Source organism: Paraburkholderia dioscoreae (assembly GCF_902459535.1).
GTDB lineage: Bacteria > Pseudomonadota > Gammaproteobacteria > Burkholderiales > Burkholderiaceae > Paraburkholderia > Paraburkholderia dioscoreae.
This window is the reverse complement of sequence record NZ_LR699553.1, coordinates 2,988,892-3,014,888: the sequence shown is the minus strand read 5'-3', so window position 1 is coordinate 3,014,888 and position 25,997 is coordinate 2,988,892. Positions and strand designations below refer to the sequence as shown.

Here is a 25,997-nt window from a genome sequence, read left to right as displayed (position 1 = left end):
TGGGCCGGGCCGCCGCTGTGCGCGCCGGCCGCCTCGCCTGGGCGTGCCCTCAAAGCTGACTCATACCGCCGTCGGCGATGATTTCCGTGCCGACGATAAACGCCGATTCCGGCGCGGCCAGATGCAGCACGGTCGAGGCGATTTCCTCCGGCGTGCCGAACCGGCCGACCGGCACCTGGCCGAGAATCTGCGCGGCGGTGGCTTCGAGCGCGGCGGCGTCGAGGCCGAGCTTGCCGTACAACGGCGTTTGCACCGGGCCGGGGCTCACGACGTTGACGCGCACGCCCTGCGGCAGCAATTCCGATGACAGCGTCTTCGCCAGCGAAATCACCGCGGCCTTGCTCGCCGCATACACGGACGACGCCGGCATGCCGATATGGGCGTTGATCGAACCGTTGATCACGATCGACGCGCCGCGATTGAGTAGCGGCAACAGTGCCTGAATCTGGAAGTAGGCGCCTTTGACGTTGGTGTTGAACATCGCGTCCCAGAAGGCTTCGTCGACGTCCGGGAAGGGCGCGAATTTTGCCGTGCCGGCATTGACGAAGACCGCGTCGAGCCGGATGCCGGCCGCGCGGACCGCCGCCGCCAGTTCATGCGCGGAGGCCACCGAGCCGGCCTCGTTGCGCACCGCGACGGCATTGGCGCCGAGCGCCGCTCTGGCGGCTTCGAGCGCGGCGGCGTCGCGGCCGGTGATGACGACGCGGGCGCCTTCATCGGCGAATGCTTTGGCCGCGGCGAAGCCGATGCCGCTGCTGCCGCCGGTAACGAGAACCGACTTGTTCTGGAAGCGGGTCATTTTGTTTCTCCGAAAGAGTTTTGCGGGTTGGTGAGAGTGATATTGCGCCTGCGGAAGGTGCTTGTCGTACCACTTTGCCGATGCACTCGTTCGAAGGCGTCGAACATGTTCCCCAGAGACCAGAATACGGGTTTCGTTATGGGCGGGATAACGAATAATAATTTTTCTGCTGAAATTGGCCTTCGAATATGGCCCCCTATGCTGGAGCCTTGCCCGGGTCATCCCGAGCGCTGGGGCAGGCACCTTCAACCATCTTCGGAGAATCCATGAAAACCACGCTGGCGCGAGCGCTGCATCATTCACTGCGCATCAAAACCGTTCGAACCGTACTCGCCGCGGCGCTTGGCGCGACCCTGGCGTTCAGCGCCGCGGGCGCGGCGGCCGCCACCACGCAGCCGATCGGCATCGCCTTCGTCTATCTCGGCAATCCGGGCGACGCCGGCTGGACCTATGCGCACGAACAGGGCGTGAAAGAGGTCGAGGCGAAATTCGGCGACAAGGTCAAGGTGACGCGCGTCGAGAACGTGCCGGAGTCGGCGGATTCGGAGCGCGTGTTTCGCGATCTGGCGTCCAAGGGCAACAAGATCGTGGTGGGCTCGAGCTTCGGGTTTCAGGATTTCGAACTGAAGGTCGCCAAGGACTTCCCGGACACCGTGTTCGAGCATGCAACCGGTTATAAGAAAGCCGCCAACTTTGCCACCTATGACGTGCGCACCTATCAGAGCGCTTACCTGGCCGGCCTCGTCGCGGGCTATACGACCAAGTCGAACACGCTCGGGTTTGTCGGCTCGGTGCCGGTGCCCGAAGTGGTGCGCAACATCAACGCGTTCACGATGGGCGCACGCTCCGTCAATCCGAAAGCGCGCGTGAAGGTGGTGTGGATCAATAGCTGGTTCGATCCGGGCCGCGAAAAGCAGGCCGCTGAAACGCTGATCGGCCAGGGCGCCGACGTGCTGATCCAGAACACCGATTCGACCGCGACCATGCAGACCGCCGAGCAGAAGAAGGTGCATGCGTTCGGCTGGGACTCGGATATGAAGAAGTTCGGGCCGAATGCGCAACTGGGCGCATGCGTGAGCAACTGGGGCGTGTACTACACGCATCTGGTGGAGCAGGTGATGTCGGGCACATGGAACAACTCGCCGGTGTGGTGGGGGCTGAAAGAGAAGGCGATCGATCTCGCCGACATCAATACTGAAGCCGTTTCGCCGGCCGCGCAGAAAGCCTTGAGCCAGAAGCGCGACGACATCATTTCCGGCAAGTTCAATCCGTTTGCCGGTCCGATCATGGATCAGTCCGGCGCGGTGAAGGTCGCCGCCGGCAAGTCGCTGAGCGATCCGGAACTGCTGCGTTTGAACTGGTTCGTGCAGGGTGTGGACGGTTCACTGCCGAAGTGAAATTTGCTTCGCTAATCTAACTATTATTCAAGGAGATCGCCCGTGAGTCCGACCGTCTCGACGCAGGCCGCCGCAGCGGCCGCGAACTATCCGCCGCAGGGTTTGACGCCCACGCACGAGCAGATGGTGCGGCATCTGCGGCATTCGAGCCGGGTGGCCGAACGGGCGACGCTGCTAGGGCATCATCCGTTCGGCGCGGTGCTGGTCGGCCCGGACCAGGAGACTGTGCTGATGGAGCAGGGCAACGTCGACACGGTGAATCACGCCGAGTCGGTGCTGGCACGCGTGGCCGCGCTGAACTTCACGCCGGAGTATTTGTGGAGTTGCACGCTGTACACGTCAGTCGAGCCTTGCTGCATGTGCGCCGGGACGATGTATTGGGCCAATATCGGCCGGGTCGTGTTCGGCATGACCGAAAAGCGGTTGCTGGAAGCGACCGGCGATCACGCCGAGAATCCGACCATGAGCGTGGATTGCCGGTATGTCTTCGATCATTGCCAGAAACCGGTCGAGGTGATCGGGCCGGTAGCTGAGATGGAGGCCGAGGTGATGGGAGTTCAGCGTCGATTCTGGAGTAGCCGGTAGCGGTATTTCATGATTTCGCGAGAGCGGCGCTTCTGCGGAATTGAGGCGGCGTTGCTCGCGGGTCTCGCGCAAGCGAGCGTCCATGCATGCCCGCAGCGCGGCCCGCACGCGCGACAGCTTCCTATTGTGCAGCGTCCACCTGCAATTGCGCCGGCGCCAGCATGGCGACGCCGCAGAACCAGTCGCCGTCATGCGGCGGGTATTTCCATTGACTGCCGTTCTTCTTGAGTACGGCGGAACACTGTTCGTTCACCACGATCCCAGGATTGGCCGCCGTGCACTGATGCGTCGCCATGCCGACGGCTTGCACGGGCGCCGTGAGCGGCGTGCGCCGCGTGGCCGGTTCGGCCGGCTTTGCGGACGGTGTTGCAACTGGCGGCGGCGTCCCCGCTTGCAGGCTTTCCACGAGCTTTTGCAGCTCTTCGATACGCGTCGCGTACCACGTCCCCAGGCACGCCGCATCGCGGCAATTGCCTTCCCGCCATGCCCACTTGCTGTCGCTATCGGTGAGAAAGGCGCGCCGGTTGGCGACTCTTCGCCGTGCTTTCCAGTACAGTTGCCCCAGCGCGTCGTCGAGCTTCGAGAGCGCGGGGTCGCTGCAAATGATTTTCTCGGTCAGCGAGCGCCCCCGGTTGCAGTCGAAGCTGGCGGCGTGGGCGAGCGGATGCGTGAGCATCAGCGCGGCAAGCAGAAGCGGGCGGAGGCGGTTCATCGCGGTCGGGCCAGTGCATGGTTTTTTCATGCAACGGATGATCGGCCGGATTGCCGTTACCCGGACGCCCGAAAAACGCGTGACTTCGGCAGGGTGGTTACCAGATCTTGCCTGACGGGGACGGCGGGAGCGTCGAGAAAGGGGAAATGAACGCGTTCAGGCATGCGCCGTGCGTCCAGTCTTTGAATAAATGCGTCTCGCAGCAGCGCGGTGAGTTGCGCAAGAAAGAAGCAGCACTCATGACACACTAGCAAGGCGGACCGGCAGCGGAACACGGCCTTGAATCGGGAGAAAGAATGAAACAACGCCTCGTTCGATGTCTTTGTGCGGTGGCTGGCGTGCTGGCGTTGCCGGCCGCAGCCTGCGCCCAGTCGCAGGCTTACACCAATGGCACCGTCAACGTGCGGGCGGGTCCGGCCTCCGATTACCCGATCGTGACGCAACTGCCGGGCGGCGTGCCGGTGACCGTGATGGGGTGCATCAGCAACTATCAGTGGTGCGATGTCGCCGCGCCGGACCTGCGCGGCTGGGTCTATGCCGGGCGGCTCAGCTATCCCTATCAGGGCGGCAACGTGCCGGTGATGACGTACGGCACGGTGATCGGCCTGCCGATCGTGACGTTCTCGATCGGCACGTATTGGGGCAACTATTATCGCGGGAGGCCGTGGTACGGCCAGCAATCGCGCTGGGCGCATCATCCGCCGCCGCCTCCGCCGCGCCCTGGCGCCGGCAGGCCGCCGGGTGGCCGTCCGCCGGGTGGGCCGCCGCCGGGGCACGGCGGAGCGAGACCGCCGGGGAACGTCGGTGGCAGGCCACCGGGCGGGCAACCGGGGAACGTCGGTGGTAGGCCACCGGGCGGCCAGCAGGGTAACGCTGGTGGTAGGCCGCCGGGTGGTGAAAACGGTGGCGGCGGACGAGGCGGTGGTGGAGGGCGCCCACCGGACCAGCACGGCTGATCGAGCCCACGCCGCCGGCCTCACCCCGGGAAGTCGTCGTGACAAGCCGGAGCGGGTTCGTGTTTCAACTCACCATCAGGCGATAGCGGATACCGTCATCCTGTCCCGACAACGGCAATATCCGGTCGGACAACGGCGAGGCCAGACCACCGGAACGGTCCGCGATGTGCGAAGAATACACTCGCACCGCTCGCGTAAACCCCCGTGTGCCGCGTACACTAAGTTGCCGATGTCGGGTTAGGGGGCGCACAAATGACTTGCGAAGCGACATCAGAAAACACGATGGGAGCGGCGCCTGAGGGCACCCGCTACGGCGCGAATCTCGCCGAAGGGGTGCTGGCCTCGGAGCGCACGGTGCTGCGTTTGATTACACGCAACACGCCGCTGCCGGAATTGCTGGACGAAGTATGCCGCCGCGCGGAAGCGCTGCTGGGGGAAGGCGCGTCCTGTTCCATCCTGCTGCTCGACGCCGATGGCATGCACGCCAGAGTAGGCGGCGCGCCGTCGCTGCCTAAACACTTCAGCGCGGCGATCGACGGGGTGGCGATCGGTCCGCAGGCCGGCTCGTGCGGCACCGCCATGTTCGAGCGGCGGCTCATCGCCGTCGAAGATATCGAAACCGATCCGTTGTGGGCCGACTTCCGGCACCTCGCGTTGCCGCTCGGCCTCAGAGCCTGCTGGTCGGTGCCCTTTGAAAACGATTCCGGCGCGGTGCTCGGCGCATTCGCGGTGTACTACCGCAAGTCGCGCCGTCCCAGCGCCGAAGAAGAGGCCATGCTGCGCGATATCAGCCGCAGCGTGGGTCTGGCGGTGCATCAGGACACGATGGCGCAGCGGCTCGCGCACAGCGAGGAGCATCACCGCCTGGTAGTCGATCACCTGATCGAAGGGATCGTCGTGCAGTCGCGCGCAGGCGTGGTTCTGGCCTGCAATCCGAGCGCGCAGCGCATTTTGCGGGCAACGCCGCAGATCGTCGGCCGCAGTATTCACACGGTGATGGTGCGCGCTTATCACGAGGACGGTTCGGTCGTCACCGAGGCGGTTCGCCCGACCACCCAGGTGCTGGCAACCGGCAAACCCATGCTTGGCGTCACGATCGGCGTGGAGTTGATTGGCGGCGACATCGTCTGGATCACCGAGAACGTGGTGCCGATCATCAAGCCGGGCGAGAGCGAACCCAGTTCGGTGCTGATCTCGTTTACCGACATCGGCCCCGTGCGCGAAGCGCAACGGCAGCTCAAGTTCCTCGCCACCCGCGATTCGCTCACCGGCCTTTATAACCGCGCCTATCTGACGGAGAGGCTGCGCGATCTGTTCTCGCTCGATACGTCTTCCGGCATGGGCGAACTGGCGAGCGTCGCGGTGCTGTTCGTCGACCTGGACGGCTTCAAGAAGGTCAATGACACCGCCGGTCACGAGGCTGGCGACTCCCTGCTATGCAGCGTGGCGGAGCGGCTCGCGGCGTGCATCTCGACCGAGGACACGCTCGCGCGCGTAGGCGGCGACGAGTTCGTGATCGTGGTCAGCGCGTATGAAAATACCGGGCATCTGATCGGCCTCGCACAGCGCATTCTCGACATGATCGCGGTGCCGTTCGCGGTGGCGGACAACGAGTACTATCTGGGCGCGTCGATCGGCATCAGCCGCTTTCCCGAAGACGGGCAGGACGTGGCCACGCTGCTGCGCAACGCCGATTCGGCGATGTATCACGCCAAGCAGCGCGGCCGCAACAACTTCCAGTTCTTCACCGCCGAGCTGAACCGGCAGTTGCAACGCCGCTTCACGATCGAACAGTCGCTGCGGCGCGCGCTCGCCGCCAACGAGCTGAGCCTCGTGTATCAGCCAATCGTCGATAGCCACGACGGCCGCACGATCGGCGCGGAGGCGCTGCTGCGCTGGTACAACAGCGAGCTGGGCAACGTGTCGCCGGTGGAATTCATCCCCGTGGCCGAAGACGCGGGGCTGATCGTGGAGATCGGCAACTTCGTGCTGGCTCGGGCCTGCGAACAGGTGGCGCAATGGCGGCGCACGCTGGCGCCCGAACTGATCGTCGCGGTGAATCTGTCGCCCCGGCAGTTCAACGACGGCCTGGTGGAGCGCATCCAGCGCTGCCTGATACAAACCGGACTCGAACCGGCGGCGCTGGAACTGGAGATCACCGAACGGCTGCTGATGAGCGACAGCGAAACCGTCTTGCCTATGCTGAGCGCGCTGAACGCGATGGGGGTGCGTATTTCCGTCGACGATTTCGGCACCGGTTATTCGTCGTTGTCTTATCTGAAGCGCTTTCCGCTGCATAACCTGAAGATCGATCGCTCGTTTGTCGTCGGCTTGCCGGATCATCGCGATTCCATTGCGATTACGCAGGCGGTGGTGGCGATGGCGCACTCGCTCGGCATGAACGTCACCGCCGAAGGAGTGGAAACCGCCGAACAGGCGGCCTTTCTGCGCGCGATCGACTGCGACAAGCAGCAGGGCTATTTCTATAGCCGCCCGGTCGGGGCCAGCGCGTATGCCCGCAGTTTGTGGGACGCGCAGGTCGGTCTCGCCGACGCCTCCTGAGCCGGCCGGCGGCCTCGCGCGCCAGCCCGGCGCCTTGCCTGGCCTCGCGGACGCGGGAACCCGCCGCGCCCGGCCGCCCGCGTCCGGACTTGATTGTTCGGTTTGACAAACAAGTGCCTTCGCGTTAGCGGTATTTATCCGCGACTACAGTCTCCCTACAATCCTCCCATCGAAACGTGAATCAGCGCGAAGCCGAAGCGGCGCCGCGCTACGGGAGTTGTTGTCATGCCAGCTTTGATCAGGAACCAGCTTTACCGGCCGTCGGTGGTATTGCCGATGGTCGCCCTCATGCAGGTGATGGTGTCGCAGGATTTCAACCTGGGCCAGGTCGGCTGGGTCATGGCGTCCCGTGGCGCGCAGGCCGCGCTGCAACGCTCGCGTGAATTGATCTGCGCTGCGCATTGCCACGACTGAGCGTCGCGCACGGCAAAGGGCAACAAAAACGGGCAACAAACTGAGGCAATCGACAACCCGGCGTGGTGATTCGAGGCGTGGAGGGTAAGATGCTACGACCTGCACTCCAGCCACGGGAGCGTTGCCATGCCACAGCACTTCAATGCAGTCGTAATCGGTACGGGACAAGGCGGCTCGCCGCTTGCGGTGCGTCTCGGTCAAAGCGGCCGCAAAACCGCGGTCATTGAGCGCGGGGCCTTCGGCGGCACGTGCGTGAACGTGGGCTGTACGCCGACCAAATCTTATGTCGCAAGCGCTCGCGCAGCGCATGTCGCGCGCCATTGCGCGGAACTCGGCGTGCAGGTGAGCGGCGCGATCAGCGTCGATCTGGCCGCGGTCAAGGCGCGCAAGGACAGTATCATCGGGCAGTCGCGCGACGGCGTCGAGAAATGGCTGCGCGGCGCGAAGAACGTGAGCGTGTTCAACGGCCACGCGCGCTTCACCGGCGCGCATACGCTTTCTATCAGCGGTCCGGACGGCAAGCTGCTCGAGGAGATCAGCGCCGACGAAATCTTCATCAATACCGGCACGCGCGCCGTCGTGCCGCCGCTCGAAGGTCTCGGGCGGATTCGCTACTACACCAACTCCAACCTGCTTGAGCTGACGGAATTGCCGGATCATCTGGTGATTGTCGGCGCCAGCTATATCGCGCTCGAATTCGCGCAGATCTTTCGCCGTTTCGGCAGCCGTGTGACGGTGCTGGTGCGCGGCGAACGCGTGCTGACCCGCGAGGACGCCGATTTTGCCGAATCCGTGCACAAGGTGCTCGCCCGCGAGGGTGTGGAGTTCCGCTTTGGTGTGCAGCCTTCGCGGGTCGAGCCGCATCCGCATCACCCGAACGAAGTGTGTATCGGCTTCGAGCAGAACATTCCCGCGCTCGAAGCGTCGCACCTGCTGTTCGCCACCGGCCGTGCGCCGAATACCGACGATCTCGGCCTCGCGGCCGCCGGCATCACGACGGACCGGCACGGCACGATTCCGGTCGACGGCCAGTTGCGGACCAACGTGCCGGGCGTGTGGGCCATCGGCGACGTGAACGGGCGTGGTGCTTTCACCCACACGTCCTACGACGACTTTCAGATCGTCGCCGCCAATCTGCTCGACGGCGGCGCGCGCAGTGTCGATACGCGGATCATGGCGTATGCGGTGTTCGTCGATCCGCCGCTGGCACGCGTGGGGGCTTCGGAGGCCGAGGTGCGCAAATCGGGCCGCGCCGCGCTGATCGCCACCATGCCGATGTCGCGGGTGGGCCGCGCGCGTGAACGCGGCGAGACCGACGGCTTCATGAAAGTGATGGTCGACAGCGAGAGCAGGCAGATTCTCGGCGCGGCCATTCACGGCATCGAAGGCGACGAGGCGATTCATACCTTCATCGACATCATGGCGGCGGGCGCGCCGTATCCGACCTTGCAGTACGCCATGCATATTCATCCGACCATCAGCGAACTGGTGCCGACCTTGCTCGACGGGCTCAAGCCCATGAAGTGAGTTTCAACACGCGAGCCGGTCTGGAACACGTCGACAAAGCGGCGCGGCATCGCACATAATCGGCAGCGGCGCGGGTCGTCCGCGGGGCGCGGGCGAGCGGTGCGCTCAACCGTATTCATCATCAGGAATCCAACCGATGGGCAAAGGACGTGTCGAAGCCTTCAGCGATGGCGTGATCGCCATCATCATCACGATCATGGTGCTCGAGTTGAAGGTGCCGGAAGGCTTCGATCTCGCGGCGCTGCGTCCGCTGCTTCCCGTGTTCTGCGCGTACGTGCTGAGCTTTATCTACGTCGGCATCTACTGGAACAATCATCATCACATGTTCCATGCGGTGCAGAAGGTCAACGGCGCCGTGTTGTGGGCCAACCTCCATCTGCTCTTCTGGCTGTCGCTGCTGCCGGCCGTCACGCATTGGGTCGGCGAAAACCATCTGGCCTCCTGGCCGACCGCCATGTACGGCGTGGTGCTGTTCATGTCGGCGATCGCATATTTCATCCTGACGCGCGTGCTGATTCGCGAGCACGGCAAGGACTCGACGATTGCCAAAGCGGTCGGCAACGACTTCAAGGGCAAGGTCTCGGTGGTGATCTATCTGGCGGGCATTGCGCTGGCTTTTGTCGTGCCGTGGGCCTCGGCCGCGCTCTATACGCTTGCCGCCGCCTGGTGGCTGGTGCCGGACCGGCGCATCGAACACGTGCTGGAAGCCTGAGCGCGGCGCCCGCGTTGCCGCCGGATTGCGGAACGGGGGCACGTCCCCTCAGGCAAGCGTCCTGATCGAATTGCTGATGCCGCGTGCGCAATCGATCACCGCGGGCGCGAGCCGTGCCTCCGCTTCCGCCGCTGTCCAGCGGCTCGTCGGCGCGACGACGTGAACCGCGCCGACCGGCCGGCGCTCGCCGTCGAGCACGGCCGCCGCGATCGTCATATCGCCGATGAACAGTTCCTCGCGGTTCGACGCATAGCCATTGAGCCGTCCAAGCGCGAGCCGCGTCTCGATCTCGTCGAGATCCGTCACGGTGTATTGCGTATGCGCGACGCGGTCGCTGGCCAGCAGCAGCGTGCGTGACTCGTTGTCCGGGAGCGCCGCGAGATACGCCCGTCCCGACGCCGTGCAGTACATCGGAATGCGGCTGCCGATCGGCATGTGGATCGGCACGAACTTCATACACACGAACCGCGCCACATAGACCATGTCGACGCCATCCGGCTCGGTCAGATTGGTTGTCTCGCCGGTGACATTGGTGAGTTCGGACAGAAACGGATTGGCGACGTCGATCAGCGTGTCGGCAGCCAGGTAGTTGAAGCCGATCTGCATCACGCGCGGCGCCAGTTGATAGCGCCTCGTACGCGGATGCTTTCTCACATAGCCGAGCTTTTCCAGCGTGTAGATCATGCGCTGCGCGGAGCTTTTGGTGATCGACGTTGCCTCCGCGACTTCCGGCAGTGTCATCGACCTGCGCTGGGCGCTGAACGCGCGCAGCACCGCGATTCCCTTCTCCAGCGACTGATTGAACAGTGCGTCCGGCGGTTCTTCCGGCTCCTGGGGCGCTTCCGTCTCCGGGCTGAGTTGCTTGCGTGTCATGGAATCACCCCATTGTTTTCGCCTGCTACCGACTTTATCATATCGAATATCGATACGCAAATTTCGTTTGTCGATATTTTTGACTCGAATATCATGCTTCAACTGATGGATACCGATATTCCGATCGGCCGTCTTCAACTCGTGGAGAGACTCATGTTCCAGTTCGCCAAACGCTTCGCCAGTGTCTTTGCAACAGGATTGCTGCTCGCCGGTGCGCCGGCCTTGTCGGTGGCCGCCACCACGTACGAAGTTGGAGCGACCGCCACCGGCGTGCCGTTCACCTTTCTCGATGTGAAGACCAATTCGATTCAGGGCCTTCTGGTCGATGCGATCACCGCGACGGGCAAGGCGGCGGGCTTCGACGTCAAGATCGAGCAGACCACGTTCTCGGCGCTGATTCCGTCGCTGACCACGAAGAAGATCGACATCATCTCGGCGGCCATGCTAAAAACGCCGGCGCGCGAGCAGATCGTGGATTTCTCCGACACCGTGTATTCCTATGGCGAAGGCCTGATCGTGCGCGCCGACGACAAAGGCCAGTACACCTCCATGGACGATCTCAAGGGCGAGGTGGTCGGCGCGCAGGTCGGCACCGCGTTCGTCGACGCGTTAAACAAGAAGGGCATCTTCAAGGAAGTGCGCACCTACGATTCAGTCGCCGACATCATGCGCGACGTCGCACTCGGCCGCATCAAGGCGGGCTTCGGCGACCATCCGATTCTGGCCTACCAGCTTCAGCACAATCCGAATCCGCAATTGCGGCTGGTCAGCGGATATCAGCCGTCGGTGAAAGGCCAGGTGTGTTTTGTCGTGCGCAAGGGCGACACGGCGACGCTGGAGCAATTGAACGCCGGCATCAGAAAGATCAAGGCCGACGGTACGCTCACGCAGATCGTCAAGAAGTGGCAGGTGGAATGACGTCGTTTTCCGAATAAGGACGGTCCGCCATGTTCTTCCAGAACGCCATCGAGTTTTTGCCGATCCTGCTCAAAGGCGCGGTTGTCACGATCGAGATCACCTTCTGCTCGTTCGTTCTGAGCACGGTGCTCGGCCTGGTGCTCGCGCTCATGCGCGTGTCCGACAACCGCGCCGTATCGAACGCCGCCGCGACTTTCATCAACGTGATTCGCGGGCTGCCCATCATCGTTCAGCTCTTCTACATCTACTTTGTGCTGCCCGATCTCGGTGTGCAGTTGTCGGCGTTCCAGGCCGGTTTCATTGGTCTCGGCGTCGCGTACTCGGTGTATCAGGCGGAAAACTTTCGCGCGGGCATCCAGGCGATCGATCCCGGGCAGATCGAAGCGGCGCAGTCCATCGGCATGCGCGGCGCGATGATCATGCGGCGCGTGGTGTTGCCGCAGGCGTTCCGAATCTCACTGCCGGCGTACGGCAATACCCTCGTGATGATGCTCAAGGACTCGTCGCTCGCGTCGACCATCACCGTCGCCGAAATGACGCGCGCCGGGCAGCTCATCGCGTCGTCGACGTTCCAGAACATGACGGTTTTCACGCTGGTCGCGCTGCTTTACCTTGGGCTCAGCCTGCCACTCGTCTATGGATTGCGGCGGATCGAACGCCGCCTCGGATTGAAGGGAAAACGATGATCAGGGTCGACGCGATTCACAAGCGCTTTCACGATCAGCACGTGCTGAAAGGCGTCAGTCTGAGTGTCGAACGCGGCCAGGTCGTGTGTCTGATCGGTCCGTCCGGATCGGGCAAGTCGACGCTGCTTCGTTGCATCAACGGACTGGAGCGGCATGACGCCGGGACGATCACCGTCGAAGGCAACGCCGTCGACGCGAAATCGAAGCAGATCCACGACCTTCGCGCGCAGGTCGGCATGGTGTTCCAGCGTTTCAACCTGTTTCCGCATCGAACCGCACTGGAAAACGTGTTCGAAGGCCCCGTGTTCGTCAGAAAGGAAGCGCGTACACAAGCCCGCGAGCGAGCCCGCCATCTGCTCGACAAGGTCGGCCTCGCGCACCGCATGAACGCTTACCCGGCCGAAATGTCGGGCGGACAGCAGCAGCGTGTGGCGATTGCGCGCGCACTGGCCATGCAGCCGAAGGCGATTCTCTTCGACGAGCCCACCTCGGCACTCGACCCGGAACTGGTGGGCGAAGTGCTCGGCGTCATGCGCCAACTCGCCGACGACGGCATGACCATGATCGTCGTCACCCATGAAATGGGCTTTGCGCGTGAAGTGGCCGACCGTGTGTGTTTTCTTCATGACGGCACGATCCATGAAGAAGGGTCAGCCGCCGATCTGTTCGAACGTCCGCGCAATCCTCGCACACGCGAATTTCTCGGCAGGATGCCCGTGCTTACCGAAGCCCCCCGGATTTGAATACACCATGAGCCTGGTTGAAGTTGCAGAACCGCTGCCTCCCTCTCTCTGGGCGGCAACGGCGGAACCCGCCGTAGATACGCCGCCGCTCGATGACCCGGTCACGGCGGACGTGGCGATCGTCGGCGCCGGTTACACGGGTTTGTCGACGGCCTTGCATCTGGCGGAACAAGGCCTGCGGGTCTGTGTGATCGACGCCAACGAGCCCGGTTGGGGCGCGTCCGGCCGTAACGGCGGCCAGGTGATTCCCGGCCTGAAATACGATCCCGACGAACTCATCCGGCGCTTCGGCCCACGCGATGGCGATGCGCTCGTGCAGATGGCGGGCGGCGCCGCGGATTCGGTTTTCGATCTGATCGGGCGCCACGGCATTCAGTGCAACGCCACGCGCGCCGGCTGGATCCAGCCGACCCATTCGGCCAGGCTGCTCGGCACGCTTCACAGCCGGGCGCAGCAGTGGGCGGCGCGCGGCGCGCCGGTCGAACTGCTGGACCGTGCGCAGATATCGAGGCGGCTCGGCACGGACACATTCGTGGGCGGTTGGGTGGATTTGCGCGCGGGCAGCGTGCATCCGTTGAGCTACGCACGCGGCCTCGCGCGCGCGGCGCAGACGGCAGGCGCGGCGATCCACGGCGGAACTCGCGCCGCGAGCGTGGAGCGGGGCCCGAAGGGGTGGCGCATTCGCACGGCGCAGGGTCCGCTCATCGATTCGAAACAGATCCTGCTGGCAACCAACGGTTATACCGATGGCCTTTGGCCGCGCCTCGCGCAATCAGTGATCGCAGCGAACAGCTTTATCGTCGCAACGAAGCCGCTGCCCGACGAGGTTGGCGCAACGATTCTGCCCGGTGGCGAAGTGGCTTCCGATTCACGGCGCCTGCTGCTCTATTTCCGCAAGGATGCCCACGGGCGTCTGTTGATGGGCGGGCGCGGCCCTTTTCGCGAGCCTCGCAGCGCCGCGGACTGGATGCATCTCGAGCGTGCCGCCCGGCTGATGTTTCCACAACTGAAGAACATCGGATACGAATACCGGTGGGCCGGCCGGATCGCCATCACACGCAATTTCTTGCCGCACGTGCATGTGCCGGCTGAAGGCATGACCATCGCGCTTGGATACAACGGACGCGGCATTGCAATGGCGACGACATTGGGAAAGCATCTGGCCGCTTTGATCGGCGGGACGACACGCGGCTTGCCGCTTCCGCCCACGTCTATCGAGCCGATTCCGTTTCATGCGTTGCAGCGGTTCTATATCAGTGCCGGCGTGGCGTGGTATGGATTGCTCGATGCGCTGTCGTGAATGGGTCGATGGTCATACTCGCCGCGTAAACGGCCCGCTGCTAAAAATGCTGCTGACCAGGCCCAGCACCACGGCCAGCGCGACGATGCCCGAAGCGACGCCGATCAAACGGTCATAAGCCACGCTGACGTCGTCGCTCAGCCACACGGTATCGTGGACGAAAGCGAGAATGACCACCGCTCCCAGTTGCGTGCCGACATAACTTATATTCAGATCGGCGAAACGGAGATGGCACGCCACCCAGATCGACGCGCATAAAGCGATCATGCAGTAGACCATGTGCCCCGCCGTAAAAGGCATGACCGCGAGCACGATGACGCTGCCGAAAAGGCAGCCAAGCAGACGGTGGCACATTCGCAACACGACGGCATCCAAAGACCATGCGCCCCGGACATCGAGTGGGACCAGAAGGGTGACGAGCGCCGTCGTCATTGCCTGGGCAAATCCGTCGAGCGGATACTGGTAGGCGAAATACGCCAGCACGGATAAAGTGGCCGCCCCAACAATGGTGTGGCGCAGGCGACCGAGTGTCGGGCCGGACGGTGAGGCGGACGTCACTGGCGAAGCGCTCGGAGCCGGAGCCGCGATGCCCGTCCGGCGTCCAGACAGGCGCAGCACGATACGGGACAGCGCACTGATCATCCAGTAAGCGGTCGTGCCTGCTACGGCGTTGACGCTCAGCGCTTTCACCACAGCCAGAGGATCGGTTTCAGTGTGTGCGTGCACTGCGGCAATCATGAATATGGCCAGCGCCGTGCATAAGATCCACATGAAGCTTGCCGCACGGCTCGTCGCCAGATAGAGGCCAACCACGGAGAGGCAGGTGATCGAAACGACGAACAGGCCGACCTCGCCGGCCACGTGCTGTGACAGTACCCATCCGATGAACGCGCCGCAGACCGATCCGGCGATTTGCTGCATTCCCTGGCTGGCTGCCGCCTTGAGTTCGAGGCCTGTGAGCGAGAATGCGCAGATGGCGGCCCACCAGACTTCGCCAAGGCCGATCCAATGGGCGACATAGACGGCGAGGACCGTCGAGAGCATCGCGTCCGCGCATCTAGGCGCGCGCTCGAATACTTTCGCCAGCGAGAGTTCAGTGTGAAAGCCCCGGAGCGTATTCAGTACAGCCGTCAGCGCGATATTTTTCATTCGGTTGACCTACAGATGGCCGATAGCCGACCACCACGCCAGGGCGCTCGCAATGGACAGCGGCACTCCCAAACCGATCAGCAACGCGACCAGATCGGGCTCGAGATCGTGATCGATGGCAATGATACTGGCGCCGAGCATGGGCGGCATGGCCATCTCGAGCATGGCAACCTGCGCGACGGGATCGCTGGCTCTGCTCACGGCGACATAGGCGACCAGGATCGCGAGCGGTGCGAGAAGAAGCCGGAACCCCAGTCCGACCAGAAGTGCGCCGATGCGTCCGGCAATACGGTCGACGCGCAGCGCGTATCCGACGGCAGCGAGCGCCACGGGCGTCAGCGTATTGGCCAGCGAGTCGATTGTTTGTGTCAGCCACTCCGGCCGTTCCAGATGATTGGTCGCGAACGCGATGATGATCGCGAAAAACGGTGGAAACGTTGCGATCCGCAGGACAACCGCGCGCCAGTTCATGCGCCCGGTGCTTGCGACAGTCGCCACCACCAGTCCAAGCGTGGACAGCGCAAGATACGAACCGAGCAGATCGATCACGATGCCCAGCCCTAGCCACTGGCTTCCTGCAAAGGTGGCGATCATTGGCAGGCCGACAAAAGAAGTATTGCCCCAGCCTCCCACCAGTACCAACGCACCCGTTCGCCGGGCCGACCAGCCGAGGCTGCGGCAAAGCGGAACGAGCACGATGATCGCAAGTATCGCTCCGGCCCACGGTGTGAGCGCCGCGAGCCACCAGTCGGCACGCACGGACACCTGGTGAAGACTGCGTATGGCGGCGGCCGGCAACGCGACGTTGATCACCCATCCGCCCAACACCTTGGAGGCGTTCTCCGGCAGCCTGTGCGTCAGGCGAAGTAACACGCCGATCAGGAGGCAGACAAAGAGCAAGATTATCGGGTGCATTGCCACGCTCGCTGATCTGGTGAGTGGATCGAAGCCATTGTGCCCGCCGTGCAGTTGCGCGATGGCGAAATGCTCAATTCATTGTGCTGCCCGCTTGAGCGGTAACGGTTCGAATGCGAATGGAGGGAAATGAGCGCGCCGGATACCGTGAGCCGTTCAAGACAGGAGCATTGTCAACCAGGGTTCAGGGTGGACGCGGAGATTGGCTCGGCAAGCGTATGGATTGTCGGGCAAAGCAGCAGGTCATGGCGCTCGAAGAGCCGGTCGATCCACCTTCCCGCGAGGTGTCGACCGAGTCGGGCATAGACGTGGAGCGCTACGTCTATGCCATTGCAGTCAGATCAGAGGTCGAGCGAAACGCCGATGCGCTTCCTTCGGGCGCAGCGCGCCGCGCCCGAAGGAAGCCGTTACTGCGGCAACGCGTAAGCCATCACGTAATCGCCGAGCTTGGTGCCGAACGAACCATGCCCGCCCGCGGCGATCACGATGTACTGGCGGCCGTCGATGGAATAGCTCATCGGTGTGGCCTGGCCGCCCGCCGGCAGACGCGCGCGCCACAGTTCCTTGCCGTTGTTCACGTCGAACGCGCGGATGTAGTTGTCCGCAGTCGCACCGATGAACGCGACGCCGCCCGCCGTCACGATCGGACCGCCGAGCATCGGCATGCCCATCCTGAACGGCAGCGGAATCGGCGAGCTGTCGCGCACCGTGCCGATGCGCTTCTTCCACACGATCTCGTTGGTCTTCAGATCGACCGCCGAGATGTAGCCCCAGGCCGGCTGTTTGCACGGCAAGCCCAACGGCGAGAGGAACGGGTTCAGCGTCACGCCGTACGGCACGCCGTATTGCGGCTGGATGCCCGCTTCCGTGCCGCTGCCCTTTGCGCCCGGCTCCGGCTGCATCGGATTGCCTGGGCCGCGGGGGATCAGGCGCGAGACGAACGGCAGCGCAATCGGGTTGGCAATGGCGATCTGCCGGTCGGTATCGACGGCAATGCCGCCCCACTCGAACATGCCGAGGTTGCCCGGAAACACCAGCGTGCCCTGCAGCGAAGGCGGCGTGAACGTGCCTTCATACCGCAGCTTGTGAAACATCACGCGGCACACGAGCTGGTCGTACATCGTCGCGCCCCACATGTCGGCGTCGGTGAGCAGGTTCTTCGGGCGGAACGTGAGATCGGAGAACGGCTGCGTGGGCGAAACGTGGTCGCCGGGCGCGGCGCCTTGCGGCACCGGCATTTCGGGTGCGGGCACGACCGGCGTGCCGGTGCGGCGATCGAGCACGAACAGGTTGCCGGTCTTGGCGGGCGCATACACGACCGGCACGGTCTTGCCGTCCTTGCCGGCGATGTCGGCGAGCGTGGGCTGCGACGGCTGGTCCATGTCCCACAGGTCATGGTGCGCGGTCTGGTAGAACCAGGCCAGTTTGCCCGTCGACGCATGCAGCGCCAGCAGGCCACTCGCATAGCGCTCCTGCTCGGGCGTGCGGTTGCCGCCCCAGATGTCCGGCGTGGTCACGCCCATCGGCAGATAGATGAGGTCGAGCTTCGCGTCGTAGGCGGAGGGTGCCCACGAGTTCGGCGAACCGATGGTGTAGTGTTCGCCCGCGCCCGGAATCCTGTTCGGGTCTTGCGCGCCCGGATCGAACGCCCACAGCAACCGGCCGGTGCGCACGTCGAAGCCGCGGATCACGCCCGAAGGTTCGCGCGTCGAGAAGTTGTCTTCCACCGCGCCCGCCACGATGATCGCCGTGTTCGTGACGATCGGCGGCGAGGTCGGCTCGTACATGCCCGGCGTCGTGACCGGTTGCGCGTGCTGAAGGTCGAGATCGCCGTTGTTGCCGAAGCCCGCGCAGCGCTCGCCCGTCTGCGCGTCGAGCGCGTAGAGGTGGCCGTCGTTGACGGGCAGATAGATGCGGCGCATGCAGGCGCCGTTGGCCAGCGATGCCGCAGGGGCCGCCGGGGCGGTGTCGCTCGCGGGCGCGGCGGGTTGCGCGGTCGCGGCGCTTGCCGAAAGATCGATATACGACACGCCGCGGCAGGTCACGTGCTGGAACGACGGATCGGGCCGCAGTTTCGGGTCGAACTTCCATTTCTGCTCACCCGTCTTCGCGTCGAGCGCGAACAGGATCTGGTGGGGCGAACAAAGATAGAGCAGATTGCCGATCTTGATCGGCGTGACTTCATTGGTGATCTCGACCGGATCGTCCGGACCTTTCAGGTCGCCTGTGCGGAAGGTCCAGGCCACCTGCAGGTTCTTGACGTTTTCGGGCGTGATCTGCTGCAGCGGCGCGTAGCGCGTGCCTTCCTGGGTGCGGCCATAGGCTGGCCAGTCGGACGGATCGATGCCGTTCGGATTGGCGGCGGGCGTTGTGGCCGCTGCGCTCAGCGTGCCGTTGATCGTCTGCGGATCGTTGAAGCTCGCGTAGACCAGCACGCCGGCCCAGATCACGAGCGCACCGACTAGCGACGTTACGCCGAGCTTGCGCGGCGCGTCGAGGCGCCAGCTCACGAGCAGCAGCAGCCATACGCCGAACACCACGAGCACGCCGGAGCGCGGCGCGAGCGCCCAGAAGTCGGGCCCCGACTCCCACAGCGCCCAGATCGCCGTGCCGACCAGCACGAGTGCGTAGAGCGCGAGCGCCGCCGGACTGCGGCGGTACAGCAGCCAGGTCACGCCGAGCAGCACGACCCCGGCGACGACGTAATACGCGGACCCGCCGAGCGAAAGCAGCCATGCGCCGCCTATCAGCAGATAGAGCGCGGTGAGCGCAGTGAACAGCAGGGTGATGACGACGATGAAACCCGGCGATGTCGATTGTCTGGACATGATGACCTCATCCTTTTTCTTAAGGGTGCCGCTCGCACCGTCTGTCACGCGATGCCCGCGGCGCTCGTACGCCGGCGCGAACGCCGGCGATGCATCCGGCCGGTTCGCTGGGCTCGTGCAGGCCGGTAAAACAGTGAGGTGAACACGTGCATTATCCCGATGTTTGCGGCGGTTTGGGATTCGCCGGTGGCAGGGCTTTGTCGGCGAACTCGAAGTGCGCGGCTTCATGAGCACGCCGGGAATGGCCCACGAAGTACCCGCGCGAGCCTAAACTACGCATTCCGCCAGCGCCCCCCGGACTCATGCCTCCTCGCGACGACCATCACGTCCTGCCGCCTGTATCGGCCCCCGCACAGGTCGACGCCGACGCGTTGCAAGATCCGGTCCTGCTGCGCCGGCTGTTACGCGCCAAAGACCGCATGGACGCCGCCTCGCACGAGGCCTGGCCCGTCAAACGCCTGGCTGAGCTCAGCGGCGTCACCGAAGCGCATTTCGCGCGCTCCTTCAAGCGCGCCTTCGGCGTTCCGCCGCACCGCTACCTGCTGACACGCCGCATCGAGCAGGCCGTCACCCTGTTGCGCGACACGGGGCTTGGCATCACGGAAATTGCCTTTGCCACTGGCTGGGAGAGCCTGGGGAGCTTCGGCCGCATCTTTCGCGACATCACCGGCCAGAGCCCCGGCGCCATGCGTGTCCAGGCCCGAGCCCAGGCCGGCATGGTTCAACTCGACCGCGTACCCGCGTGTGTTCTGAAGGCCGCGCAGCGCCCGGATCTCACCGTCGCAGTTTTGGAGAAGCGCCGCCGCGCGGTCGAAGATACAGTCCGGCCATCAACCAGGGAGGTGTCATGAATCAGGGTATCAATGTGGTGGGACTGTATGTCGATAACCAGAATGAAGCGCTCGCGTTCTATGTCGACAAGCTCGGATTTCGCGTGCATACGGACGTGCGCAACGGCGCTTATCGCTGGCTCACGGTCCAGCATCCCGAACAGCCGTCGTTTCAGCTCGGCCTGTTCACACCCGGCCCGCCGATCCACGACGAGGCCACCGCGCAAACCTTGCGCGCGATGGTCGCCAAGGGGGCCATGCCGCCGCTGGTCCTCGCGGTGGAGGACTGTCGCGCCAGCTATGCCCGGATGAAAGCCTGCGGTGTGGAATTTACTCAGGAGCCGGTAGAGCGCTTCGGCAGCGTCGATGCGGGTTTTCGTGATCCTGCCGGCAATGGGTGGAAGATGATCCAGGCTGCGGGGAGCGCGGGGTGATGCGAGCGTGGGGGTCGTCGGTTTCACAGGCGGGTGCCCAACGGCTTCACACTGGCGGTTTGTCGCCGGCTTTGCTGTTCGTCAGGAACGAGGGTGCGCTCACTACGACCGTGCGCGAGCGATTGTCATGGCGAGGGAATGCGGTGAACAGAAATAGCTCGCCGGACATGCACGGAAGCATCAGGCACATGCAGGAAGCGTAAACATGCTGCTCGTTCTCAAGCTCATGCTGGTGCCGGCGTTTCTCGCTGCGCTGACCGTGGCCGGACGCGTGTGGGGACCGTCGGTGGCGGGGTGGCTCGCGGGGCTGCCGGTCGTCGCCGGGCCCATCGTGCTGTTGCTTGCGCTGGAGCGCGGTTCGTCGTTCGCGGCGCAGACGTCGGCCGCCTCGATTGCGGCGATCGCCGCGTCGGAAGCCTTCAATTTTGCGTACGCTTGGAGCTGCCGGCGTTTTGTGTGGCCGCTCGCGCTGGTCGTCGGGCTGGTGGGCTGGGCCGGCGTGGCGATGCTGCTCACGCAGATCCCTGCGAGCCTCGCATGCGCGGCGGCGGCGGCCTGTGTGGCCGTGGCGGTGTCGCAAAGCGGCTTGCCGCGCGTGACCGGTCACGTGCCGGCGGCGCGCCTCGGGCTCGGGGATCTCGCCATGCGTATGCTCGCCGGCGCGCTGCTGACGGTCGTGGTGACCACGCTGTCCGCGTCGATGGGCGCGACGTGGAGCGGACTGTTCTCGGTATTTCCCTTGCTCGGCATCGTGCTCGCGATCTCGGCGCAGCGCGCGCATGGCGCGGACTTCGTCGCGTTGCTGATGCGCGGCATGGTGATTGGCCGTGCCTCGTTCGCGGCATTCTTTGCCGTGACGGCGACCATGCTGCCGCGGTACGGTGTGTGGCTGAGCTTCGTGTGCGCAGCCGTGGTCTCGATCGTCGTGCAGGGCGCGACGAGGCGGATGCTCGGCGCGAAGCGGCCGGTGCAGGCCGTAGCGCGTGAGCTTGCCGAACGGCAGTCGGCGGATTGAGCGTGCTTGATGAACTGCGGCTTAGCGCGGTTCATCGCACTCCGTAGTTGCGATTCGAAACACACGGCACGCCTCTTCAAGCAAAACGACCGCGCACACGCTCCGCTCATTTGCCCGATACTGCCGACATGACTTCGCGCAATCGACCATCCACACGCACAAGAGTCGGCCTGATCTCCGACACGCACAACCTCGTACGCCCCGAGGCATTGCAATATCTGGCGGGTTGCGACGCGATCATTCACGCAGGCGATATCTGCAACGAAGCCGTGCTCGAAGCGCTCAGGCAGATTGCGCCGGTCACGGCCGTGCGGGGCAACAACGACACCGGCGACTGGGCCGCATCGTTGCCGACGCACGCCACGTTGACCGTGCAGCAGGTGACGATTCTCGTCGTGCACGACATCGCCGACGTGGGCACCGATCCGCGCAGCGAGGGTATCGGCGTGGTGGTGACCGGCCACTCGCACAAGCCGTCGATCAGCGAGCGCGACAACGTGCTGTTCGTCAATCCGGGCAGTGCCGGGCCACGGCGCTTCAAACTGCCGGTTTCGGCTGCAATCCTGATCGTCGAAGGGGCGAGCGTAACCGCAAGCTTCGATTCACTGATGCCATAAAGAACGGGCCGACAGATTTGCCGGCCCGCACTCGTACAACTCACGGACAACCCTTGCGCCAACCGTGACTCAGCCTATGCTCAGGCTCGCGCCGTGGCCGTTGCCGCATAACCTTCATCCATCTCTTCGGCTTCACGCTCGCCGCGCAGCACGGCATGCGCTTCCGCGCGCGTCGCCACGCACGGGCCCGAGCCGGGCAGCGGCTTGCGGGCGGTTTCGCGCAGCGCCATCACCGAGACGATGCCGATCAACGACGCGCCCATCAGGTAGTACGCGGGCATCATCAGATTGCCGGTGCGCTCGACCAGCCACGCCGTGACGAGCGGCGTCGTACCGCCGAACAGCGACACCGAGATATTGAAGCCGATGGCGAGCGCGCCGTAGCGGATTCTGGTCGGGAACAGCGCCGGCAACGCCGACGGCATCACGCCGGTAAAGCACGACAGCAGCACGCCGAGAATCATCAGGCCGCCGAACACCGGCAGCACCGTGCCCATGCGGATCAGCAGCAGGGCGGGAATCGACAGCGCGAACAGACCCACGCAACCGAACAGCATCACCGGCTTGCGGCCGATCGTGTCGGACAGGCGGCCGGCGGCGAGCGTCATGGGCATCATCAATGCCATCACGAGCAGCACGAGGAACAGGCCGTGCGTTTCGTTGAAGTGCAGCGTGGCCGACAGATAGCTCGGCAGATACGAAAGCGCCATGTAATCAGTGACGTTGAAGATCAGCACGAGGCCGACGCATAGCAGCAGCGGCTTCCATTGCTGCATGAGCAATTCGCGGAACGATTGCCTTGGCAACGCCTTGTCTTCCGCTTCGCGCTGCTCGGCCTGCTTCCTGAACGCGGGCGTTTCTTCGAGCTTCATCCGGATATACAGACCCACCAGGCCCAGCGGACCCGCGATCAGGAACGGCACACGCCAGCCCCACGACAGCAGCGCGTCGTTCGGCAGCGTCGCGGTCAGCACGGCCACCGTGCCCGCGCCGAGTACATAGCCGATCAGCGTACCGAACTCGAGAAAGCTGCCCATGAAACCGCGGCGCTTGTCGGTCGAGAATTCGGCGATGAAGGTCGCCGCGCCGCCGTACTCGCCGCCGGTCGAGAAGCCTTGCACCAGACGCGCAACCAGCAGCAGCACCGGCGCGAAAATGCCGATGGTCGCGTAGCTCGGGATCAGACCGATCGCGAACGTGCCGAGCGCCATCATGATCATGGTCATGGCCAGCACGCGCTGACGGCCGATGCGGTCGCCGAGCGGCCCGAACACCATGCCGCCGACCGGCCGCACGAGAAACGCCGCGGCGAACGTGCCGAAGGTGGCGAGCAACTGGGCGGACGGACTCGACGACGGAAAGAACACTTTGCCGAGCGTGACGGCGATATAGCTGTACACGCCGAAATCGAACCATTCCATTGCGTTGCCGAGCGCCATCGCGCCGACGGCCCGCTTGAGGAGAGATTTGTCGACGACGGTGATGTCGTCCAGAGAGAGGCGTTGTTCTTCTTTGTGGTGTCGCCAGAAGCCGTTGCTGGAAGCGGTCAAGGTGAAAACTCCAATGACTGCGACGAAACTCATGATGCACGTGAACGTTCCGCCACGGTTGCTGGGAAGTGCAATGTCGCGAGCAAGGCGAAAGCGTCTCCCTCGCCATTCAAGGGCGACAGAGCTGGGCGGGATGGAAAACAGAACGCCCGTGCCTCGCGAGACAGGTCGCGAAAAAACACTCGTCTAGATTGTGCTGACTGTTGCACCTGCGTGGCCGTGGAAGGGGGGCAGATGCATGAGGGCGCCGGGTGGCTGAAAGCTGGCCCACGCGCCGCCGGAAGGCTTGAAACGAAAAAGGCCGGTGCTGTATTCGCCGCTCATGCGGTGGCATGAAACGGGAAACGACCGACAAGCCTTCTTGTATAAAAACTGTTCGATTCGGTCCGGCGCACTCACTTCGCGCCAGATTGAAGAGAACGTGAATGTAGGTGAAATGCTGTTGGAACGGTGCACATGATAGCACGATGACGGAGGATCGTGCAAACCCGGTGCCGGGCGGAGGCCTTGGCAAGGACGTTCAATCCCTTGCGGGGCGTAGGATTGGGGCGATCCTGGCCGTCTGGAGACACGGCTTAAAAATGGTTCGAAATGTACCGTTTGGAGAATTTCCCCACGGCGACGAGTGGCCAGCCGAACGCCGCCTGATCGATGGGATGATTTCCGGCAGCGCAGGCGAAAAAAATCCGCGCACGGGGCGCGGATTCCGCTGATGCAGCCTGAAGCGCGCAAGCGTTAGATTACGCCGACGGCGGCACGTAACCCTGCGCCGTGTCCGCGCCTTCACCGAAGAAGAACTTTTCGGTCTGCTTCATCAGGTATTGACGTGCGCGCGGATCGGCCATGTTCAGGCGGTTTTCGTTGATCAGCATGGTTTGCTGCTTCAACCAGGCCTGCCAGGCTTCCTTCGAAATGCTTTCGTAGATCCGCTTGCCGAGTTCGCCGGGCAGCGGCGGGAAATCGAGGCCTTCGGCTTCCTTGCCGAGCTTCGCGCATTGAACCATACGAGTCATGCTGTGCTTCTCCTGGAATCGGTGTGGGGGCGACAGTCGCTATAGATAGGGCCGCTCAGAGCTGTTTCATCAGCACGAGCGACTTGCGTTGCCAGTTATAGAGTCGGCGGCGGTCTTCCGGCAGGTCGTCGACCGTGACCTTGACGAAGCCGCGTTTGAGGAACCAGTGCTCGGTGCGCGTGGTGAGCACGAAAATACGCGTCAGGCCGCGCGCCCGCGCGCGCTGCTCGATGCGCTTCAACAGCCGCTCACCGTCGCCGGTGCCTTGCGCTTCGGGGGCGACCGTCAGGCAGGCCATTTCGCCGATGCGCTCCTGTGTGTACGGATACAGCGCCGCGCAGCCGAACAGCACGCCATCGTGCTCGATCACCGAGAAATGGTCGATGTCGCGTTCGATCTGGTGACGCCCTCGCCGCACCAGCGTGCCGTCGGATTCGAGCGGCTCGATCAGCGCCAGAATGCCGCCGACGTCGTCCGGCGTGGCTTCGCGCAGGCTTTCCAGATTCTCGTACGAGATCATCGTGCCCACGCCGTCGTGCAGGAACAGCTCGAGCAGCAGACTGCCGTCGAGCGCGTAAGGGATGATGTGCGCCCGCGCCACGCCGCCGCGGCAGGCGCGGATCGAGTGCTTCAGGTAGAAGCCGGCGTCGCCGGTGACTTCGCCGCTTTCATGCAGCTTGTAGGCGTCGTCGAGCGACAGTTCGCGCACCAGTTCGGGGCCGTCTTCGCCGGCTTGCATCAGGCCGGGCGTTTCGGTCAGGAACACGATCTTGTCGGCGCGCAGCGCGATTGCCGCGGCGGACGCCACGTCTTCCATAGACAGATTGAAGGCCTCACCGGTGGGCGAGAAGCCGAGCGGCGAGAGCAGCACCAGCTTGCGGCTTGCCAGCGAGTGGCGGATCGAATCGGCGTCGATTTTGCGCACTACGCCGGTGTGGGCGAAATCGACCCCGTCGAGAATGCCGACCGGCCGCGCCGTCACGAAGTTGCCCGACACCACGCTGATGTGCGCGTGCGCCATTGGCGTATTCGGCAACCCCTGGCTGATCGCGGCCTCGATATCCAGACGCACTTCGCCTGCCGCCTCTTTCGCGGACTCGAGCGCGCGCGCGTCGGTAATGCGCATGCCGTGCGAAAACTCGGATTCCACGCCGTGCAGGCTCATCTGTTCTTCGACCTGCGGCCGCGAGCCATGCACCAGCACGATCTGGATGCCCATGGCCTGCAAGAGCGCGATGTCGGACACGAGCGCATTCAGGAGCCCCTGATGCACCACCTCGCCGCCGAAACCGACGACGAACGTCTTGTTACGGAACGCATGGATGTAAGGGGCGACTGAGCGCATCCAGTCGACGAATTGCGCGTGCTGTGCGAGGTTTTCCGTTGCTGCGGCGGGGGCCGGAGCGCTCGCGGGCGCGGGGACGAGGTCGGTTTGGGAATTCATGCCGGGGATTATAATGCG

Annotated in this window: 24 protein-coding genes; 15 read left to right on the top strand and 9 right to left on the bottom strand. The window is 64.0% G+C overall.

Translation table 11 applies throughout. The features are described from left to right. Positions 1-49 precede the first annotated feature (49 nt). Positions 50-799, bottom strand: a complete 750-nt coding sequence (locus PDMSB3_RS13465) for an SDR family oxidoreductase (protein WP_007181222.1) — start codon at positions 797-799, stop codon at positions 50-52. Between the two features lie 266 nt (positions 800-1,065). On the opposite strand from PDMSB3_RS13465, the gene PDMSB3_RS13460 reads away from it, so the two are divergent. Both PDMSB3_RS13460 and PDMSB3_RS13455 read left to right on the top strand, forming a co-directional pair. Continuing rightward, positions 1,066-2,196, top strand: coding sequence for a BMP family ABC transporter substrate-binding protein (locus PDMSB3_RS13460; protein ID WP_165186598.1), 1,131 nt, complete (start codon positions 1,066-1,068; stop codon positions 2,194-2,196). Positions 2,197-2,238: 42 nt separating this feature from the next. Further along, entirely contained in the window at positions 2,239-2,781 is a 543-nt protein-coding gene (locus PDMSB3_RS13455; protein WP_007181224.1) for a nucleoside deaminase, read from the top strand. Between the two features lie 121 nt (positions 2,782-2,902). On the opposite strand, the gene PDMSB3_RS13450 is transcribed toward PDMSB3_RS13455, so the two are convergent. Next, positions 2,903-3,493 (bottom strand): lysozyme inhibitor LprI family protein, encoded by a 591-nt coding sequence (locus PDMSB3_RS13450; protein WP_007181225.1) that lies wholly within the window; start codon positions 3,491-3,493, stop codon positions 2,903-2,905. Positions 3,494-3,789: 296 nt separating this feature from the next. Between PDMSB3_RS13450 and PDMSB3_RS13445 the strand changes: the two genes are divergently transcribed. From PDMSB3_RS13445 to PDMSB3_RS13425, 5 genes are all read left to right on the top strand, one after another. Then, positions 3,790-4,449, top strand: coding sequence for an SH3 domain-containing protein (locus PDMSB3_RS13445; protein WP_165186596.1), 660 nt, complete (start codon positions 3,790-3,792; stop codon positions 4,447-4,449). A 252-nt stretch (positions 4,450-4,701) separates the two neighbouring features. Continuing rightward, a complete protein-coding gene (locus PDMSB3_RS13440) occupies positions 4,702-7,011 on the top strand; it encodes a putative bifunctional diguanylate cyclase/phosphodiesterase (RefSeq protein ID WP_007181227.1) in 2,310 nt (769 codons plus the stop codon). Positions 7,012-7,236: 225 nt separating this feature from the next. Further along, a complete protein-coding gene (locus PDMSB3_RS13435; protein ID WP_007181228.1) occupies positions 7,237-7,425 on the top strand; it encodes a hypothetical protein in 189 nt (62 codons plus the stop codon). Positions 7,426-7,551: 126 nt separating this feature from the next. Further along, positions 7,552-8,952, top strand: coding sequence for an FAD-containing oxidoreductase (locus PDMSB3_RS13430; protein ID WP_007181229.1), 1,401 nt, complete (start codon positions 7,552-7,554; stop codon positions 8,950-8,952). A 136-nt stretch (positions 8,953-9,088) separates the two neighbouring features. Next, positions 9,089-9,664, top strand: coding sequence for a TMEM175 family protein (locus tag PDMSB3_RS13425; protein ID WP_007181231.1), 576 nt, complete (start codon positions 9,089-9,091; stop codon positions 9,662-9,664). A gap of 48 nt (positions 9,665-9,712) precedes the next feature. Here PDMSB3_RS13425 and PDMSB3_RS13420 read toward each other — a convergent pair whose 3' ends face one another. Continuing rightward, positions 9,713-10,537, bottom strand: coding sequence for an IclR family transcriptional regulator (locus PDMSB3_RS13420; protein WP_007181232.1), 825 nt, complete (start codon positions 10,535-10,537; stop codon positions 9,713-9,715). A 153-nt stretch (positions 10,538-10,690) separates the two neighbouring features. On the opposite strand from PDMSB3_RS13420, the gene PDMSB3_RS13415 reads away from it, so the two are divergent. From PDMSB3_RS13415 to PDMSB3_RS13400, 4 genes are read left to right on the top strand one after another with little or no spacing between them, the layout of a single operon-like run. Continuing rightward, positions 10,691-11,455 carry a substrate-binding periplasmic protein gene (locus PDMSB3_RS13415; protein WP_007181233.1) on the top strand — a complete coding sequence of 255 codons (765 nt, stop codon included), beginning with the start codon at positions 10,691-10,693 and terminating at the stop codon, positions 11,453-11,455. Between the two features lie 29 nt (positions 11,456-11,484). After that, positions 11,485-12,141, top strand: coding sequence for an amino acid ABC transporter permease (locus PDMSB3_RS13410; RefSeq protein ID WP_007181234.1), 657 nt, complete (start codon positions 11,485-11,487; stop codon positions 12,139-12,141). Next, positions 12,138-12,884 (top strand): amino acid ABC transporter ATP-binding protein, encoded by a 747-nt coding sequence (locus tag PDMSB3_RS13405; RefSeq protein WP_007181235.1) that lies wholly within the window; start codon positions 12,138-12,140, stop codon positions 12,882-12,884. The genes PDMSB3_RS13410 and PDMSB3_RS13405 overlap by 4 nt, the downstream gene beginning before the upstream one ends. A 7-nt stretch (positions 12,885-12,891) precedes the next feature. After that, on the top strand, positions 12,892-14,184 hold the full coding sequence (locus tag PDMSB3_RS13400; RefSeq protein ID WP_197740233.1) for an NAD(P)/FAD-dependent oxidoreductase: 1,293 nt from the start codon (positions 12,892-12,894) through the stop codon (positions 14,182-14,184). A gap of 12 nt (positions 14,185-14,196) precedes the next feature. On the opposite strand, the gene PDMSB3_RS13395 is transcribed toward PDMSB3_RS13400, so the two are convergent. From PDMSB3_RS13395 to PDMSB3_RS13385, 3 genes are all read right to left on the bottom strand, one after another. After that, complete coding sequence (locus tag PDMSB3_RS13395; RefSeq protein WP_007181237.1) at positions 14,197-15,333, bottom strand: FUSC family protein; 1,137 nt, start codon at positions 15,331-15,333, stop codon at positions 14,197-14,199. A 9-nt stretch (positions 15,334-15,342) separates the two neighbouring features. Further along, complete coding sequence (locus PDMSB3_RS13390; RefSeq protein WP_007181238.1) at positions 15,343-16,248, bottom strand: AEC family transporter; 906 nt, start codon at positions 16,246-16,248, stop codon at positions 15,343-15,345. 407 nt (positions 16,249-16,655) lie between these two features. Continuing rightward, positions 16,656-19,076 carry a glucose/quinate/shikimate family membrane-bound PQQ-dependent dehydrogenase gene (locus PDMSB3_RS13385; protein ID WP_165186594.1) on the bottom strand — a complete coding sequence of 807 codons (2,421 nt, stop codon included), beginning with the start codon at positions 19,074-19,076 and terminating at the stop codon, positions 16,656-16,658. 302 nt (positions 19,077-19,378) lie between these two features. Here PDMSB3_RS13385 and PDMSB3_RS13380 point away from each other — a divergent pair, with 302 nt between their 5' ends. From PDMSB3_RS13380 to PDMSB3_RS13365, 4 genes are all read left to right on the top strand, one after another. After that, positions 19,379-19,927, top strand: a complete 549-nt coding sequence (locus tag PDMSB3_RS13380) for a helix-turn-helix domain-containing protein (RefSeq protein WP_165186592.1) — start codon at positions 19,379-19,381, stop codon at positions 19,925-19,927. After that, the gene (locus PDMSB3_RS13375) at positions 19,924-20,340 is read left to right on the top strand and encodes a VOC family protein (RefSeq protein WP_165186590.1); all 417 of its coding nucleotides are present in this window, start codon (positions 19,924-19,926) and stop codon (positions 20,338-20,340) included. The genes PDMSB3_RS13380 and PDMSB3_RS13375 overlap by 4 nt, the downstream gene beginning before the upstream one ends. Before the next feature lie 205 nt (positions 20,341-20,545). Further along, positions 20,546-21,355, top strand: a complete 810-nt coding sequence (locus PDMSB3_RS13370; protein WP_165186588.1) for a hypothetical protein — start codon at positions 20,546-20,548, stop codon at positions 21,353-21,355. A gap of 128 nt (positions 21,356-21,483) precedes the next feature. Continuing rightward, positions 21,484-21,972, top strand: coding sequence for a metallophosphoesterase family protein (locus PDMSB3_RS13365; protein ID WP_007181242.1), 489 nt, complete (start codon positions 21,484-21,486; stop codon positions 21,970-21,972). Between the two features lie 80 nt (positions 21,973-22,052). On the opposite strand, the gene proP is transcribed toward PDMSB3_RS13365, so the two are convergent. The 3 genes from proP to argA all read right to left on the bottom strand — a co-directional run bounded on the left by proP (position 22,053) and on the right by argA (position 25,979). Further along, a complete protein-coding gene (gene proP, locus PDMSB3_RS13360; RefSeq protein WP_007181243.1) occupies positions 22,053-23,555 on the bottom strand; it encodes a glycine betaine/L-proline transporter ProP in 1,503 nt (500 codons plus the stop codon). 707 nt (positions 23,556-24,262) lie between these two features. Then, positions 24,263-24,535, bottom strand: a complete 273-nt coding sequence (locus PDMSB3_RS13355; protein ID WP_007181244.1) for an oxidative damage protection protein — start codon at positions 24,533-24,535, stop codon at positions 24,263-24,265. Positions 24,536-24,590: 55 nt separating this feature from the next. Continuing rightward, positions 24,591-25,979: an amino-acid N-acetyltransferase gene (gene argA / locus PDMSB3_RS13350; protein ID WP_007181245.1), complete on the bottom strand. Its 1,389-nt coding sequence runs from the start codon at positions 25,977-25,979 to the stop codon at positions 24,591-24,593. Positions 25,980-25,997: the final 18 nt, after the last annotated feature.